15 protein-coding genes are annotated in these 13,042 nt (G+C 36.5%); 7 read left to right on the forward strand and 8 right to left on the reverse strand.

What is annotated here, in order from left to right; genetic code table 11:
* Positions 1-53 precede the first annotated feature (53 nt).
* Entirely contained in the window at positions 54-923 is an 870-nt protein-coding gene (gene galU, locus CUC15_RS14760; RefSeq protein ID WP_114917394.1) for a UTP--glucose-1-phosphate uridylyltransferase GalU, read from the reverse strand.
* A gap of 487 nt (positions 924-1,410) precedes the next feature.
* Between galU and ytaF the strand changes: the two genes are divergently transcribed.
* Positions 1,411-2,040, forward strand: a complete 630-nt coding sequence (ytaF, locus tag CUC15_RS14765; protein ID WP_114917395.1) for a sporulation membrane protein YtaF — start codon at positions 1,411-1,413, stop codon at positions 2,038-2,040.
* A gap of 81 nt (positions 2,041-2,121) precedes the next feature.
* Here the strand turns inward: ytaF and CUC15_RS14770 are convergent, their stop codons facing one another.
* The 3 genes from CUC15_RS14770 to CUC15_RS14780 all read right to left on the reverse strand — a co-directional run bounded on the left by CUC15_RS14770 (position 2,122) and on the right by CUC15_RS14780 (position 5,599).
* Positions 2,122-2,913 carry an SDR family oxidoreductase gene (locus tag CUC15_RS14770; protein WP_114917396.1) on the reverse strand — a complete coding sequence of 264 codons (792 nt, stop codon included), beginning with the start codon at positions 2,911-2,913 and terminating at the stop codon, positions 2,122-2,124.
* 210 nt (positions 2,914-3,123) lie between these two features.
* The gene (locus tag CUC15_RS14775; RefSeq protein ID WP_114917397.1) at positions 3,124-4,578 is read right to left on the reverse strand and encodes a magnesium transporter CorA family protein; all 1,455 of its coding nucleotides are present in this window, start codon (positions 4,576-4,578) and stop codon (positions 3,124-3,126) included.
* 43 nt (positions 4,579-4,621) lie between these two features.
* The gene (locus CUC15_RS14780) at positions 4,622-5,599 is read right to left on the reverse strand and encodes an AEC family transporter (protein WP_242985873.1); all 978 of its coding nucleotides are present in this window, start codon (positions 5,597-5,599) and stop codon (positions 4,622-4,624) included.
* 132 nt (positions 5,600-5,731) lie between these two features.
* On the opposite strand from CUC15_RS14780, the gene CUC15_RS14785 reads away from it, so the two are divergent.
* The 4 genes from CUC15_RS14785 (at position 5,732) to CUC15_RS14800 (ending at position 8,809) form a co-directional block, all read left to right on the forward strand.
* On the forward strand, positions 5,732-6,106 hold the full coding sequence (locus CUC15_RS14785; RefSeq protein WP_114917398.1) for a GntR family transcriptional regulator: 375 nt from the start codon (positions 5,732-5,734) through the stop codon (positions 6,104-6,106).
* Between the two features lie 4 nt (positions 6,107-6,110).
* Entirely contained in the window at positions 6,111-6,962 is an 852-nt protein-coding gene (locus CUC15_RS14790) for an ABC transporter ATP-binding protein (RefSeq protein ID WP_114917399.1), read from the forward strand.
* Position 6,963: 1 nt separating this feature from the next.
* Positions 6,964-7,599, forward strand: a complete 636-nt coding sequence (locus CUC15_RS14795) for an ABC-2 transporter permease (RefSeq protein ID WP_114917400.1) — start codon at positions 6,964-6,966, stop codon at positions 7,597-7,599.
* A gap of 355 nt (positions 7,600-7,954) precedes the next feature.
* A complete protein-coding gene (locus CUC15_RS14800) occupies positions 7,955-8,809 on the forward strand; it encodes a CvfB family protein (RefSeq protein ID WP_114917401.1) in 855 nt (284 codons plus the stop codon).
* Positions 8,810-8,945: 136 nt separating this feature from the next.
* On the opposite strand, the gene CUC15_RS14805 is transcribed toward CUC15_RS14800, so the two are convergent.
* Positions 8,946-9,146 (reverse strand): DUF2188 domain-containing protein, encoded by a 201-nt coding sequence (locus tag CUC15_RS14805; RefSeq protein WP_114917402.1) that lies wholly within the window; start codon positions 9,144-9,146, stop codon positions 8,946-8,948.
* Between the two features lie 172 nt (positions 9,147-9,318).
* On the opposite strand from CUC15_RS14805, the gene CUC15_RS14810 reads away from it, so the two are divergent.
* Complete coding sequence (locus CUC15_RS14810) at positions 9,319-10,167, forward strand: DegV family protein (protein WP_114917403.1); 849 nt, start codon at positions 9,319-9,321, stop codon at positions 10,165-10,167.
* A 115-nt stretch (positions 10,168-10,282) separates the two neighbouring features.
* Here CUC15_RS14810 and CUC15_RS14815 read toward each other — a convergent pair whose 3' ends face one another.
* The 3 genes from CUC15_RS14815 to CUC15_RS14825 all read right to left on the reverse strand — a co-directional run bounded on the left by CUC15_RS14815 (position 10,283) and on the right by CUC15_RS14825 (position 11,121).
* On the reverse strand, positions 10,283-10,573 hold the full coding sequence (locus CUC15_RS14815; protein ID WP_114917404.1) for a hypothetical protein: 291 nt from the start codon (positions 10,571-10,573) through the stop codon (positions 10,283-10,285).
* A 107-nt stretch (positions 10,574-10,680) separates the two neighbouring features.
* The gene (locus CUC15_RS14820) at positions 10,681-10,875 is read right to left on the reverse strand and encodes a YwbE family protein (protein ID WP_114917405.1); all 195 of its coding nucleotides are present in this window, start codon (positions 10,873-10,875) and stop codon (positions 10,681-10,683) included.
* 18 nt (positions 10,876-10,893) lie between these two features.
* The gene (locus tag CUC15_RS14825) at positions 10,894-11,121 is read right to left on the reverse strand and encodes a DUF2164 domain-containing protein (protein WP_114917406.1); all 228 of its coding nucleotides are present in this window, start codon (positions 11,119-11,121) and stop codon (positions 10,894-10,896) included.
* Between the two features lie 122 nt (positions 11,122-11,243).
* On the opposite strand from CUC15_RS14825, the gene CUC15_RS14830 reads away from it, so the two are divergent.
* Positions 11,244-12,941: a M3 family oligoendopeptidase gene (locus CUC15_RS14830; RefSeq protein WP_114917407.1), complete on the forward strand. Its 1,698-nt coding sequence runs from the start codon at positions 11,244-11,246 to the stop codon at positions 12,939-12,941.
* The last annotated feature ends 101 nt before the right edge of the window (positions 12,942-13,042 follow it).

Here is a 13,042-nt window from a genome sequence, read left to right on the forward strand (position 1 = left end):
CATGTTAAACTTTATTATATCAAAGCAAATCTTTCCTTATTTATTCAAATCTTCTATCTTACTATTCCCCTTAAATACTCAAATATCTCTTCCTTTATATCGTTCCTTTGTAAGGCAATGTCTATTGTTGCTTTAATAAACCCTATTTTATCTCCTATATCGTACCGATTCCCCTCAAATTTATACGCTAATACCGACTGTTCCTTTTTAAGCTCATTTATAGCATCCGTAAGCTGTAATTCATTTCCCTTTCCAATTGGAATCGTTGAAAGAATATCAAATATCTCAGGAGTTAAAACATAACGCCCTATAATTGCATATCTAGAAGGAGCGTCTTCTTTACTTGGCTTTTCTATCAGAGAATCAACATGTAAAAGATTTGGTTCAATATTCGACCCTTTAGGTTTAATAATTCCATATTTATTAACATCTTTATCTGGGACAGTCTGCACAGCTACTACAGAGTTATTGTGATAGTTGAAAACATCAATAATCTGTTTAAGGCAAGGTTTTTCTGACATTACAATGTCATCACCTAATAAAACGGCAAAAGGTTCATTTCCAATAAAACTTCTTGCACACAGAATAGCATCTCCCAGCCCTTTTGTCTCCTTTTGACGTACATAATAGATATTCACTAAATTTGATATCTTTTGGACTTCTTCTAATAATTCCAACTTATTTTTTTTAAACAATGTATCTTCCAATTCATAAGTTTTATCAAAGTGATCTTCTATTGAATTTTTTCCTCTGCCGATTACGATGACAATTTCTTCTATACCTGAATCTACTGCTTCTTCCACAATATATTGGATCGTTGGTTTATCAACAATCGGCAGCATTTCCTTTGGCTGTGCTTTTGATGCAGGCAAGAAACGAGTCCCTAATCCAGCTGCTGGAATAATAGCCTTCCGGATATTCATATGCTACCCTCCCTTCTAACTCTTTTATTACTATATACTTTATGCTGTTCAAGAGTTTCCAGTAACGTAATCAGTCTAGTAACTTAGAGAATTGGCTCATGTCCAAGGTTGATACTAATGAAGTTCTTTGACTGTTGATTCTATATTAATGCGAATGTTTATTAAATTGTTTGATAATGTTTTGATTAGTAACAAACGGAAATTAATAGACATTTATAATAGGAAGAAAATAAAATGACTATCGTTGTAAAATAACCAAATTTACTAACCAGTTAGTTGCTTGCTTATTTTTGCGTTGCGAAAGCACCTTTCGTCTCTATATTGAATTTGTAATGTTATAAAGTTTCAAAATCGAAGAGTATTTTAGGTAGGTACTACAGTATCAACAAGTTAAAAGTTCCCTTCAAGACAGAATTTCAACTTCCGCTCACATCTCCAACCCTGTTCCCATACACTAATTTAGAATTTACATGAAGGATATGATACAATGCTATATTTTACTGGATTATTGTTGTTAGTAATTGCGGTAAGTTTAGATGGTTTTGGAGTTGGCGTTACGTATGGCATGCAAAAAATCAAGGTTCCTTTACGTGCTTTATTTATTATCATGGTGTGCTCGGGCATTGTCTTGTTGATTGCGATGACAACTGGGAAAGTACTTGAAACTCTCATTTCAGCAGACACAGCTAGCGTTCTTGGTGGTGTCATCTTAATTACACTCGGAATATTTTCACTTGTTAATATCATTCGTTCAAAATTAAAAAAACAACAGGTAATTGAAACAGACCTTAATTCCAGCACCCTTGGTGATATTAAGAAGGTTCTCTCAACTCCAGATAAAGCAGATCTGGACCAGTCTGGAGTCATCTCTGTTAGTGAAGCTGTATTACTCGGATTCGCACTATCACTCGATGCTTTCGGTGCTGGAATTGGTGCATCAATGCTTGGATATTCACCGGTACTTACCGCATTTCTTATTGCGAGTATGAGTGGTTTATTTTTATTTTCTGGTATGCGCCTAGGCATATTATTAGCCCAGCATCAGAAATTTCAGCGATTAACCCTGCTTCCTCCAGCACTGCTCATTGGACTTGGAATCGTCAATATTATATTTTAAAATCAAAAGTGAAAAAAAGGTGTATCTTATACTTTCTTGCCCTTTAAAGAAAAAATAGGATGAAGCAATCACAGCTTCATCCTATAATGCTTTCACCAATCCACCATCAACAATTAATGATTGGCCGGTAATATATGTGTTTGCTCCAGATGCTAAAAACACAACAGCCTTGGCAAATTCATCTGGCCTGCCGTATCGCTTCATCGGAATTTTTTCGATTTCTTCTTCTCTTATTTGATCGATTGTGACATTTTGCTGTTTCGCCTTTGATTTATTTAAATCTAATATCCGATCCGTTTCAATCGTTCCAGGCCCAACTGTATTGATTAAAATGTTATCTGCGCTTAATTCCTGTGCCAATGTCTTTGCCAAGCCTACAATACCTGGTCGTAATGTATTAGATAGCACAAGCTGGTCCAAACTCGTTTTAATTGAGGAGGAAGCAAGGTTTACAATATGACCGCTCTTTTGTTTTTGCATTGTTGGAACTACAGAGCGAATCATTCTTACAAAACTAAGAAGATTTAATTCAAATGCATGATACCAATCGTTATCAGTCATTTCCATGAATGGACCAGCTGGCGGCCCTCCAGCATTATTAATTAATACATCCACGGTTCCATTCCAAGCAATTGCCTTGTCAACTAATGCATTTATGTCCTCCGACCTTTTCATATCACAAACGGCATAATCAACGGCATTATTTCCCGTTTCTTTGATAATTTCCTGCTTTGTTGCTTCTAGTGATTCCATATTGCGACTACTAATTAGCACATAAGCACCTTCACGGGCAAACTCCATTGCGATCGCTTTACCTAATCCCTTGCTTGCTGCGGTTACAGTAACTGATTTTCCTTTTAGATTTAATTCCATAATCTCACCTCTCCAAAAGATTAAAATGTATTTTTAGAAAAATTCGCAAACTCCTGCGCCTTTAGGCGGATGCTTTAGTTGCACTTATGCAGCATAAGAAAGCTTATACTTTCTTATCTGCCTTAGAAAACTTAGGTTTAACCCAAGCCTTTCGGTGACAGCCAAAGACCGCACTTATACAGTAAGAAATATCATATACTTTCTTAACTACTAAAACATCTTCCGCTTCCTGCTTCTCTTTTCGTTAAACCAGCGCTTGATGAAAAAGAATCCCATTGCAAATGAAATCAAAATACCAGAAAAGATAACAAATAAAACGAGCCATTCATAGATCGAATATGCTTTCAAACCAGAAAATGTCAATGTACTCAATTCCTCTATAACTAGGTTCATCCCAAAGATTCCCGAAATTACAGTATAGATCGTGAGAATTTGGATCAAATAGTTTAGTCTTTTCCCATCCCAATTATCTTGATTTTGATCAAGAATTGCTAAGGAATGCTTCACATCCTCATAGAGTTTCTCAATTCGAAAAATCCTCTTAACATCTCTAAAAATTTCCTTACCTGCAGATGTGCTATTAATTTCGGGCAAATAATATTTAGAGGTGAATGTCGTTATCATTATCATCAGGAGCTCAACTTTCTTTATATCCTTTTCTACTTCTACTCTAGAATAATCATGACTCAGCTTTAATAAAACGAGCTTATAATAGAAGAATAGCAGTAGTCCGTAAAAATGCTCGCCATACATTTGCTGCGATAATTGCTGACTAAGCTCACCCTTCTCTTTTGTAACACAGGAAAAATGCGTATCGCTCGTCACATAATAGGTCGTGTCACCCCATCTGTCATACACTTTTTCGTTATAGTAACGCTGAATATAGTCAGGGTTTGATGCCCCCACATAAGCATCACCATTTTCATCATACCCGTTAAGCTCACCGATTCGGTATAATTCCTTCGCCATTATTTCTCTTTCATTTACAAGTGGAAGAAAGCTAATCACATACATTCTCTCATCGATAAAAAATGGCAGACTACCGAAATAGGTTGTACTATCGGCAGTGCGATTATCGATATAAGCTGTAAAATCGACAAGCAATTCCTGAAAAATAAAATCCTTAACTAGGTAAAGAGTATTTTCATTAAATCCAACCTTCGCATTGAACATTTCTTCCTCATTCTCTATCAGCATTCTAAATAAGTCGCCAAAATGAAGAATGTCATTGGTTTTTAGGTCCTCTGGAAAATGAATCCTAATATTCATCAATCCAATATGAAATGGACAAATAAAAATATCGATTGAGTCAATCCCAAATGTTGTTGTTAGATGGGTCGATACAAAGCGACATGATGCATCCATTTTTTTCGAAAATCTTCTTAACCCCTCAATATTATGGATCCCATCAGGAAAGAGAATCGGTTCAATGTTTGGCATAAAATAGGTTCCTAATTTTCTGTGGGAAATCTCCATTGTTCCATAAAATTGATCCTGCTGTTCCTCACTCGAAACTGAAAAAAAGGTAAAATCTGTTTGCTGCAGTTTCTTTACAAAGGCTTCAACCTTATTGTCTTTCAATAAAAACGGAAAAAGGAATTGCTGTGTAGCGGTTGATTTAGACTGTTCAACTGGTTGTTGATTGTTAATTACTTCTGCTGTCATTAGCTCTCCCCCGTTGTATATAAATTCCTAAGAGAAAACAGTATTAAGCTATAATATTTAACAATATTGTTACGGTCACAATACTTAAAGCGGTCGCAATAAATGTAATGCTTGATACTAATTCTGGCTCTGTATCAAATTCAATTGCATACATTGTTGTTGTTGCTGCAGTTGGCATTGCGGAAACGATAATTAATACGAGACCAATTAAAGGATCAACATTAAATAATAGGACAAACCCCGAGGCGATAAGTGGTGCCGCAACCATCTTTAATGACACTGCTGACGTTATCACTTGCCAATTCAACTTGATGCCAGTTAACGAACCAAGCTGCATCCCAAGCATTATCATCATGACTGGAATAGCTGCATCTCCCACCATGGAAAGCACCGAGTGAAATGATTCTGGTACTTTAACAGAAAAACCTTGGAATAAAAAGGCTAGAATCGTCGCATATGTGGTTGGCATTTTCAAAACATTAAATAATGCATACTTCATCCCTTTTGAGCTTCGCGAAGCATAGTAGACACCGAAAAAATTATTCTGGATTCCCTGTACAACCATAATAAATACGGCGTATGGCAGTGCTGCAGGTCCAACACTGAATAAAACAACGGGAAGCCCATAATTCCCCGCATTCATAAAACCAGTAGCAAGAATTGAAGCACTTTCAATATTTGCTGGCCATTTAAATAACTTCGCTAAAATCTTATTAATAAATACCATAATAAAGAACAAAGCAAACATATAAACGATAATAATTATATACCCACTATCAAATTCAGCATCATAGAGAGACGTGAAAACCAGACAAGGCGATAGTATGTATAGTGTTACTGCAGACACAGATTTTACATCTAAAAGGCGTATTCGCTGCAATGCAAAGCCCGCTGCAAAGATTGCCATGATAGGCAAAATTACATTAAGAAATAAACTCATTGTTTCAACATCTCCATTTACTAGTGCATGCCCAAAAAGATCAAATTTCTTTGTCTCCGTTTTACCAGACTTTTTGAACATCTTCTTATAACTATTTAATAGTTTACCATACCTACAATATCAATTTGTATTTTTTCACATTTTTTAATTGCATTATTGTACATATTGTATATAATGTATATATACATTTTTCAAAAGAAAAGAGATGATCGAATGAATATTCTTATCTCGACAAGTAGCAAGGAGCCACTCTTCCAGCAAATAAAAGAACAAATTAAGCAGCAGATTTTTTCTGGTGAATTAAAGGAAGGCGATGCGCTACCGTCGATGCGATTACTTGCAAAGGAAATAAAAGTTAGTGTTATCACAACCAAACGTGCCTATGAAGATTTAGAAGCAGAAGGATACTTAATCTCAGCTGTTGGCCGAGGTACATTTGTTGCAGGGCAGCAGCCACAACTCTTAAAGGAATGGCAAATTCGCGAGCTGGAAAATGAATTGGAAAAAATAGTAGCAGAAGGAAAAAAAATCGGCATGACAAAAGATGAATTACTTGAACTAGTGGCGATTTATTATGAGGGGGATTGACAGTATGAATACAGTAGAATTTCACAATGTCACAAAGAAACGAAAGGACTTCTCTATTGAAAAATTGAATTTTACCATTCCGCAAGGCTACATTACAGGATTCATCGGTCCAAATGGCAGCGGAAAAACAACAACAATACAAATGATGATGAATCTCCTTTCCTATGATGCAGGTGATATCAGGCTTTTTGGCACGAGTCACAATGAACAGCAATTGAAGCAAAAAATAGGCTTTGTTTATGATGATCTCTATATGTATGAGGAATTTAATATTGGAAAAATGAAATCCTTCATTGCCCCGCTGTATGAAACATGGAATGAAACTTTATTTCAAAAATATTTAACTATATTTGAACTCCCGGAATTCAAGAAAATCAAAAAGTTTTCTAAGGGAATGAAAATGAAATGCTCCCTACTTTTTGCACTATCACATGAACCTGAATTTATTATCATGGATGAACCTACATCCGGACTCGATCCAATTTTCCGAAGAGAACTCTTGGAGCATATCCAGGAATTAATGGTAAAGGAAAAGCAAACGATTTTCCTATCCTCCCATATTACAGCTGATTTAGATCGAATTGCGGATTATATTATTTTTATTTACAAAGGAAAGATCATGCTGCAAAAAAGTATGGAAGAGATACAGCGCAGCTTTTATATCATCAAAGGTAAATCTGATTTAATTGATGCAGATACAAAGGAATTATTTATCGGTATTAAACAAACCAAAATGGGATTTGAAGCACTCTTTGAAGGTGAACTCTCCCTATTCGATGGATTTGGTGATGAAATTGTCGCGGAGAAAGCTACACTGGAAGACATTATGTATTTCATGACAAGAAAGGAGTATTAAGATGTTACAAATGATGAAAAAAGAATTTCAGTTGAATTTAATGTCCATTATTTTAGTCATTATTTTAATTCCTGCAGCTTATGTATTGAACATATCTAGTAGCTTTCTCTATATCGCTATGGCGTTTGGTTTTATTTTTAATGCATTTTATTATGATGGGAAAAATCATGTTAACCGCTTTATAAAAAGCTTGCCTATCAAACCAAAGCATGTCGTGTTGGGCAGGTATTTGCTTCTATTCTGTATTTCCATTATATTGTTAATCTATCTTTCCATAATTGATAGTATCGCACAGCAGCATTTACCCTATTTATCCTTCCAGCCTTTAACTTGGATTATCTTATTAGGCTTATTTGCGATTACTAGCATTATTAGTGCCATTTCATATCCAATCTATTACGCTATTCAATCATTTACAATTGCTATCGGTGTAATAATTGGAGTTATTGCTCTTACAGCAAGCGTTATTGGAATAGTACTCAATCTCTTTCACGCACAATTGGAACAATTTATTATCTTTATCCTTAATTTTATCCAATTCCAGCCAGCCTTAATTATCATTCTTTTTTCTATGGGTTGCCTATTTCTTTCTTATCTACTTTCATCATGGATCTATGCAAGAAAGGATATACAATAATATTTTTTAAGTAAAGATTGACAAACGATCGTATCTATGAGATGATAATTAATCTAAGTAACATGAAGTGATCTGGCATTCTACAATGTTTTTGAAGATGCTTATTCACACTGGCGCGACTAAAGGGTCGCAAGGACGTAAGAGCAGGTTGGGCTTGCGTTGCTTAAGTTAGGAAACACCCAGTGGAACATGTACCGCGGTTAAAGTGAAATTACAATGCTGAAATTTCCCACTCGAAGCTATTCGGGATTAAAAAAAATATATAAAACTTTAGTGTTACTTTATAATTAAAGGGGTACTCTTATAAAAGGGTATCCCTTTTCCAATACATAGATCGAAAGAAGGGCTAATAAAAATGAATACACTACGAATTGGCACCGTCCAAACAATGAATGTGCTACGCAAAATTGAAACAGGATATGTATTAACAAAAGAAGGGGAAGAAGCACTCCTCCATCATAATGAAACAGACCATGAACTGGAAGAAAATCAAGAAGTCGACGTTTTTCTCTATAATGATAAAAAAGGAAATATCGCAGCAACAACAACAATTCCAGCTGTGCAAATGGATGCATACGACTGGGCTGAAGTTGTTGAGGTTATTCCGAAATTAGGTGCGTTCGTCAACATCGGTATTGCTAAGGAAATGCTTGTGTCTGTTGATGACCTACCATTATTTGAAGATGTTTGGCCAAACATTGGCGACAAACTATTTGTTACTTTAGGAAAGGATCAGAAGGGTCGACTACTCGCACTCCCTGCAACAGAAGGCGTAATTGCAAGAGAAGTTGAGCTTGCACCAGATGAATTATTGAATCAGCAGATTAGCGGGACTGTCTATCATACGAGCAGAGAAGGTTCTGCAATATTAACAGAAGAGAATTACCGAGGTTTCATTCATCATTCTGAAAGAAAAATAGAACCAAGACTTGGTGAGCTTGTTCATGGGCGAGTAATCGAAGTGAAAGTTGATGGCACATTAAATATTTCACTACGCCCACTCAAGCAGGATAGTATGGGAGAAGACGCGGATGCAATATTAGCGCATCTTGAAGCACATGATGGCATCATTCCATTTAGCGACAAGAGTGATCCCGATGATATTCGTGGTACATTTAATATTAGTAAAGCAGCATTCAAGCGAGCGCTTGGTAAGCTGATGAAAGAAGGAAAGATTGAGCAACGCGACGGAAATACTTATCTGAAATAATCTTAAATAACCCTTTGGCTGCAGATTAAGTACACTTAATAGTTAAAAATAATAATGCTCCGCATGAGATAATGCGGAGCATTATTATTTCTTAAAAACTTACTATACCCCTTCCTATCCATCTGCGTACCCTTTATTATTCAAATCGTCTTTTCTCAATGACATCATGATTTTCATCAAAAATCTGCACTTCGCTCGGTTTGTTTTCCTTTGCCATGCGCTCAGCTGCTTCTACGGCTTCTTCTTTAGTATTATGCTCTTCCTCAGGTGCAACGTCCTCGAGCTTTACAACCCAGCTTGTTAAATCCACGTTTGGGGCAACACTATATGTGTACATTTTAAATAACTCCTCCATTCTTCTCTATAACTTTTCCCACTAGCAGACGCGGATAAACATCTTCATTTCAAGCATTGATTTTTAAAAGTTAGTACCTGTTATTAATCGTTGGTATTAATTCATAAAATCTGTATAATATGGATATAAGTAAGATAAAGAATCGAGGGATCTTATGACTACAAAGAAAATTGCGTTTGTGACCGACAGCACCATCTTTTTGTCCGAACAATTGAGAACGCATCCTGATGTGTTCATCGTGCCTATGGTTGTTATCTCAGAAGGTGTGGAATATGATGACACGAATCTCACTTCCGATAAACTGTATGACATCATCCGCCGTGAAAAAGAAATACCAAAGACATCACAACCCAATTCAAATAAATTTCAAGAGCTGTATGAACAGTTGAAAGAAAACTATGACCAAGCCATTGCCATCCATGTCTCATCAAAATTAAGCGGAACACTCTCAAGCTCCAATGCTGGAAAGAATCAGGCCAATTTCCCAGTAGAAGTAATTGATTCCTGCTCCCTTTCATATGGAATCACAGACCTTCTTACCGAGGGACTTGCACTTGCCGAAAAGGGCGTGGAAGTCCCTACAATTGCCAGCCGTTTACGTGAGCGAGCATCACATGGACGGAATCTGATTCTGCTTGGCAGCCTCGAACAACTGTATAAAGGTGGGCGCATGTCCGGCACTCAGTTCCTGCTCGGGAATCTATTAAAAATCAAACCGATTTTATCAATTACTTCTACGGGAGAGCTTGGACTGAAGGAGCGCATCCGCTCTGAAAAGAAAGCTGTCAGCCGTATTATAGCTCTCTTAAAGGAATCCGTTCAAATGAAAAAGGTGGAGGAAATCGGTATCATGCACGGTAATGCCATCGAAAAGGCCCATGACCTAAGCGATCGAATTAAGCAGGAAATCCCCCATCTGAGAACGGTAATCGGTGAAATCAGTTCATCGCTTGCTGTGCATGCTGGAGAAGGAACCGTTGCTATTTTTTGGAATGAAGGCTAATAATAAACCCTTCTATTGATAATGTTTTTATTGAGATGAAACTCGTCTGCAGGCGGGTTTTTTTATACCTAGAAACAAAAAAAAAGAGCGATAAACGCCCTTTCCCTTCATCATATTATGCATTTTGTGCATTTTCATTCATATATGCATCAATCATAGCTGTAATCACATAGCCAATTGCTGCTGCGAATAAAGACGCAATACCCCATCCACCTAAAGGTGCCCCTGCAAATGATTCATTCACAAATGTAGCAACTAAAAGGAGTACTAATCCAGCTGCAACAAAGATGTGACTTGGAAAATAACTAACAAATTTATCCGCTGCAGTTACTTTTAAAAGGATAAGATTAATGACTACTACTGCAAATGTTAAAATTCCACCAACAATAAAAACTGACCCAATCATCCTATTCACCCCATTATGTAAATTATTCACTATTTTTAGTCTACAATTGAACGCTTCCAAAGTCAATGAAAGCGCGAAATATTCATTTTTCATTTCTTTACAATTGCTTATTTTGTATGAATTCTTCCTACTTGCCCATCTTCAAGCCTTACTTTAATTCCATGTGGATGGAATTCTGATTTGGTTAATAGATCCTTCACAATTCCAGCAGTTGTTTTTCCTGTTCGTTGATCTTGTTTGAGAACAATCTCAACAGCTAGTCCAGGTTTTACATTTTTTCGATATCTACCATCTATTTCCATTATCCTTCGTTTCCTCCTCTATTTTTGGATTTCAAATAAATCATCAAGCTTCGCTGCTAGATAGATATGGCTTTCCTCTACGCCTAAATTATAGAACTTCGGTGCTAGTTCTGTTGTAATGAAATCCAATAGCATCATTGCTTTTAATTCACCAATCGGTTCATCCATGTTTTTTTCGAAGTAATTTCTGATCAGCGCAATCATTTCATCACGCTGTTCCTTCGATAATACTATCTTTTCACTCATGATAAGCTCCTTTTCAGTCTAGTAATTGCATATATTATACCAAACCTCAACTAAAAGGTGTAAATATCCAAAAAGTAAATTATAATTATATTTGCAATCATCTATATAGAGGGGGAATTATCATGCTGAAGTTTGAAGATTATTTGTACAAACGACCAAATTTACAAACGGAAAAAGAAATATTCAAACAATTTTTGACAGCCTTTTCAACTGCAAATAGCATAGAAGCTGCAACAAAGGCAATGGAAGAGCTTAATGCTTTCCGCAATAAGCTGTCTACTCTATACAATTTAGTCTACATCCGTGCTTCCATTGATACGAATGATGAATTTTATCAAAAGGAACGTGATTACTTTGATGAAATATTGCCGGAAATTCAAGAACTAGATACGGAGTTTTATAAGGAATTAGTTAAGTCAACTTATCGCGAAGCTCTTGAGGAACGATTTGGTTCACAGCTTTTCCAAATTGCTGATTTTGCAATAAAATCATTTTCTCCTGCAGTTATCGAGCTGATGCAAAGGGAGAATAAATTAACTTCCGAGTATTCTAAGCTAAAGGCTTCTGCACAAATTGAGTTTCAAGGTGAAATCTATACACTTGCACAGCTGGAGCCTTTTGAAGAAAGTAAAGACCGTTCAGTACGTAAACAAGCGGTAGAAGCGAAATTTGGTTTTTTTGAGAAAAACGCATTGAAATTCGATGATCTCTATGACCAGCTTGTGAAAACACGTCATGAAATTGCAACGTTGCTTGGTTTTAAGAATTTCATTGAGCTTGGTTATCTAAGAATGCAACGAATCGATTATAATGCAGAAATGGTTGGTGTTTTCCGTAAGCAAGTACGTGAATCCATTGTTCCTGCAGCTACAAAATTATATAAAAGACAAGCTGCCCGTATTGGTGTAGATTCCCTTAAGTTTTATGATGAAGGATTTGAATACACGAGTGGAAATGCAGAGCCAAAAGGGTCACCGGAATGGATTATTGAGAATGGGAAGAAAATGTACGCGGAATTATCCGATGAAACGAATGAATTCTTCCAATATATGCTTGACCGTAATTTGATGGATCTTGAAGCGAAAAAAGGAAAAGAAGCCGGTGGATATTGCACATTCATCGATGATTATCAATCTCCATTTATATTCTCTAATTTCAATGGAACTTCTGGGGATATCGATGTACTTACTCACGAAGCGGGTCATGCATTCCAAGTATATTCAAGCCGAAATATCGGTGTACCTGAGTATTTATGGCCAACAAGTGAATCAGCGGAAATCCACTCGATGAGTATGGAATTCTTCACATGGCCATGGATGGAGAACTTTTTTAAAGAAGATGTTGAAAAATACAAATTCTCCCATCTTGCCAGCGGATTAAAATTCATCCCTTATGGTGTTGCTGTTGATGAATTCCAGCATCTTGTCTACGAAAATCCGGAATGGACTCCAGATGAGCGTAAAGCTGCATGGAAGAAACTAGAGGAGGTCTATCTTCCACATCGCGATTATGATGGTCTAAGTTATCTCGAGGCTGGCGGTTTTTGGCAGCGTCAAGGACATATTTATGAGAATCCATTCTATTACATTGATTATACATTAGCGCAAATTTGTGCATTCCAATTCTGGAAACGTGATCGTGAAAACCATGAGGACGCATGGAAGGATTACCTAAATCTATGTAAACTTGGTGGATCCAAACCTTTCATAGGCTTAGTCAAAGCTGCGAATCTTCGCTCACCATTCGAAGAAGGCACCGTTGAATCGGTCATTGATTCAATTGAGGAATGGCTTGATTCGGTGGACGATAAGGCTTTATAAGGTATTGTTTGTACCAGGCACTCGGCTGCCTGGTATTTTTTTATGTTATTATCTATGTACTCGCTCGTACTCTGCAGCATAGTGAATTAAATGCTTTAATA

This window comes from Oceanobacillus zhaokaii (assembly GCF_003352005.1).
GTDB classification, from domain to species: Bacteria; Bacillota; Bacilli; order Bacillales; family Amphibacillaceae; genus Oceanobacillus; species Oceanobacillus zhaokaii.

Bases quoted from the DNA above. Each gene is read 5' to 3' on its own strand.
- CUC15_RS14805 (WP_114917402.1), bottom strand. From the start codon at position 9,146: ATGTACACATATAGTGTTGCCCCAAACGTGGATTTAACAAGCTGGGTT.
- CUC15_RS14780 (WP_242985873.1), bottom strand. From the start codon at position 5,599: ATGTTCAAAAAGTCTGGTAAAACGGAGACAAAGAAATTTGATCTTTTT.
- CUC15_RS14790 (WP_114917399.1), top strand. From the start codon at position 6,111: ATGAATACAGTAGAATTTCACAATGTCACAAAGAAACGAAAGGACTTC.
- CUC15_RS14810 (WP_114917403.1), top strand. From the start codon at position 9,319: ATGACTACAAAGAAAATTGCGTTTGTGACCGACAGCACCATCTTTTTG.
- galU (WP_114917394.1), bottom strand. From the start codon at position 923: ATGAATATCCGGAAGGCTATTATTCCAGCAGCTGGATTAGGGACTCGT.
- CUC15_RS14800 (WP_114917401.1), top strand. From the start codon at position 7,955: ATGAATACACTACGAATTGGCACCGTCCAAACAATGAATGTGCTACGC.
- CUC15_RS14820 (WP_114917405.1), bottom strand. From the start codon at position 10,875: ATGGAAATAGATGGTAGATATCGAAAAAATGTAAAACCTGGACTAGCT.
- ytaF (WP_114917395.1), top strand. From the start codon at position 1,411: ATGCTATATTTTACTGGATTATTGTTGTTAGTAATTGCGGTAAGTTTA.
- CUC15_RS14815 (WP_114917404.1), bottom strand. From the start codon at position 10,573: ATGATTGGGTCAGTTTTTATTGTTGGTGGAATTTTAACATTTGCAGTA.
- CUC15_RS14830 (WP_114917407.1), top strand. From the start codon at position 11,244: ATGCTGAAGTTTGAAGATTATTTGTACAAACGACCAAATTTACAAACG.
- CUC15_RS14795 (WP_114917400.1), top strand. From the start codon at position 6,964: ATGTTACAAATGATGAAAAAAGAATTTCAGTTGAATTTAATGTCCATT.
- CUC15_RS14825 (WP_114917406.1), bottom strand. From the start codon at position 11,121: ATGAGTGAAAAGATAGTATTATCGAAGGAACAGCGTGATGAAATGATT.
- CUC15_RS14770 (WP_114917396.1), bottom strand. From the start codon at position 2,913: ATGGAATTAAATCTAAAAGGAAAATCAGTTACTGTAACCGCAGCAAGC.
- CUC15_RS14785 (WP_114917398.1), top strand. From the start codon at position 5,732: ATGAATATTCTTATCTCGACAAGTAGCAAGGAGCCACTCTTCCAGCAA.
- CUC15_RS14775 (WP_114917397.1), bottom strand. From the start codon at position 4,578: ATGACAGCAGAAGTAATTAACAATCAACAACCAGTTGAACAGTCTAAA.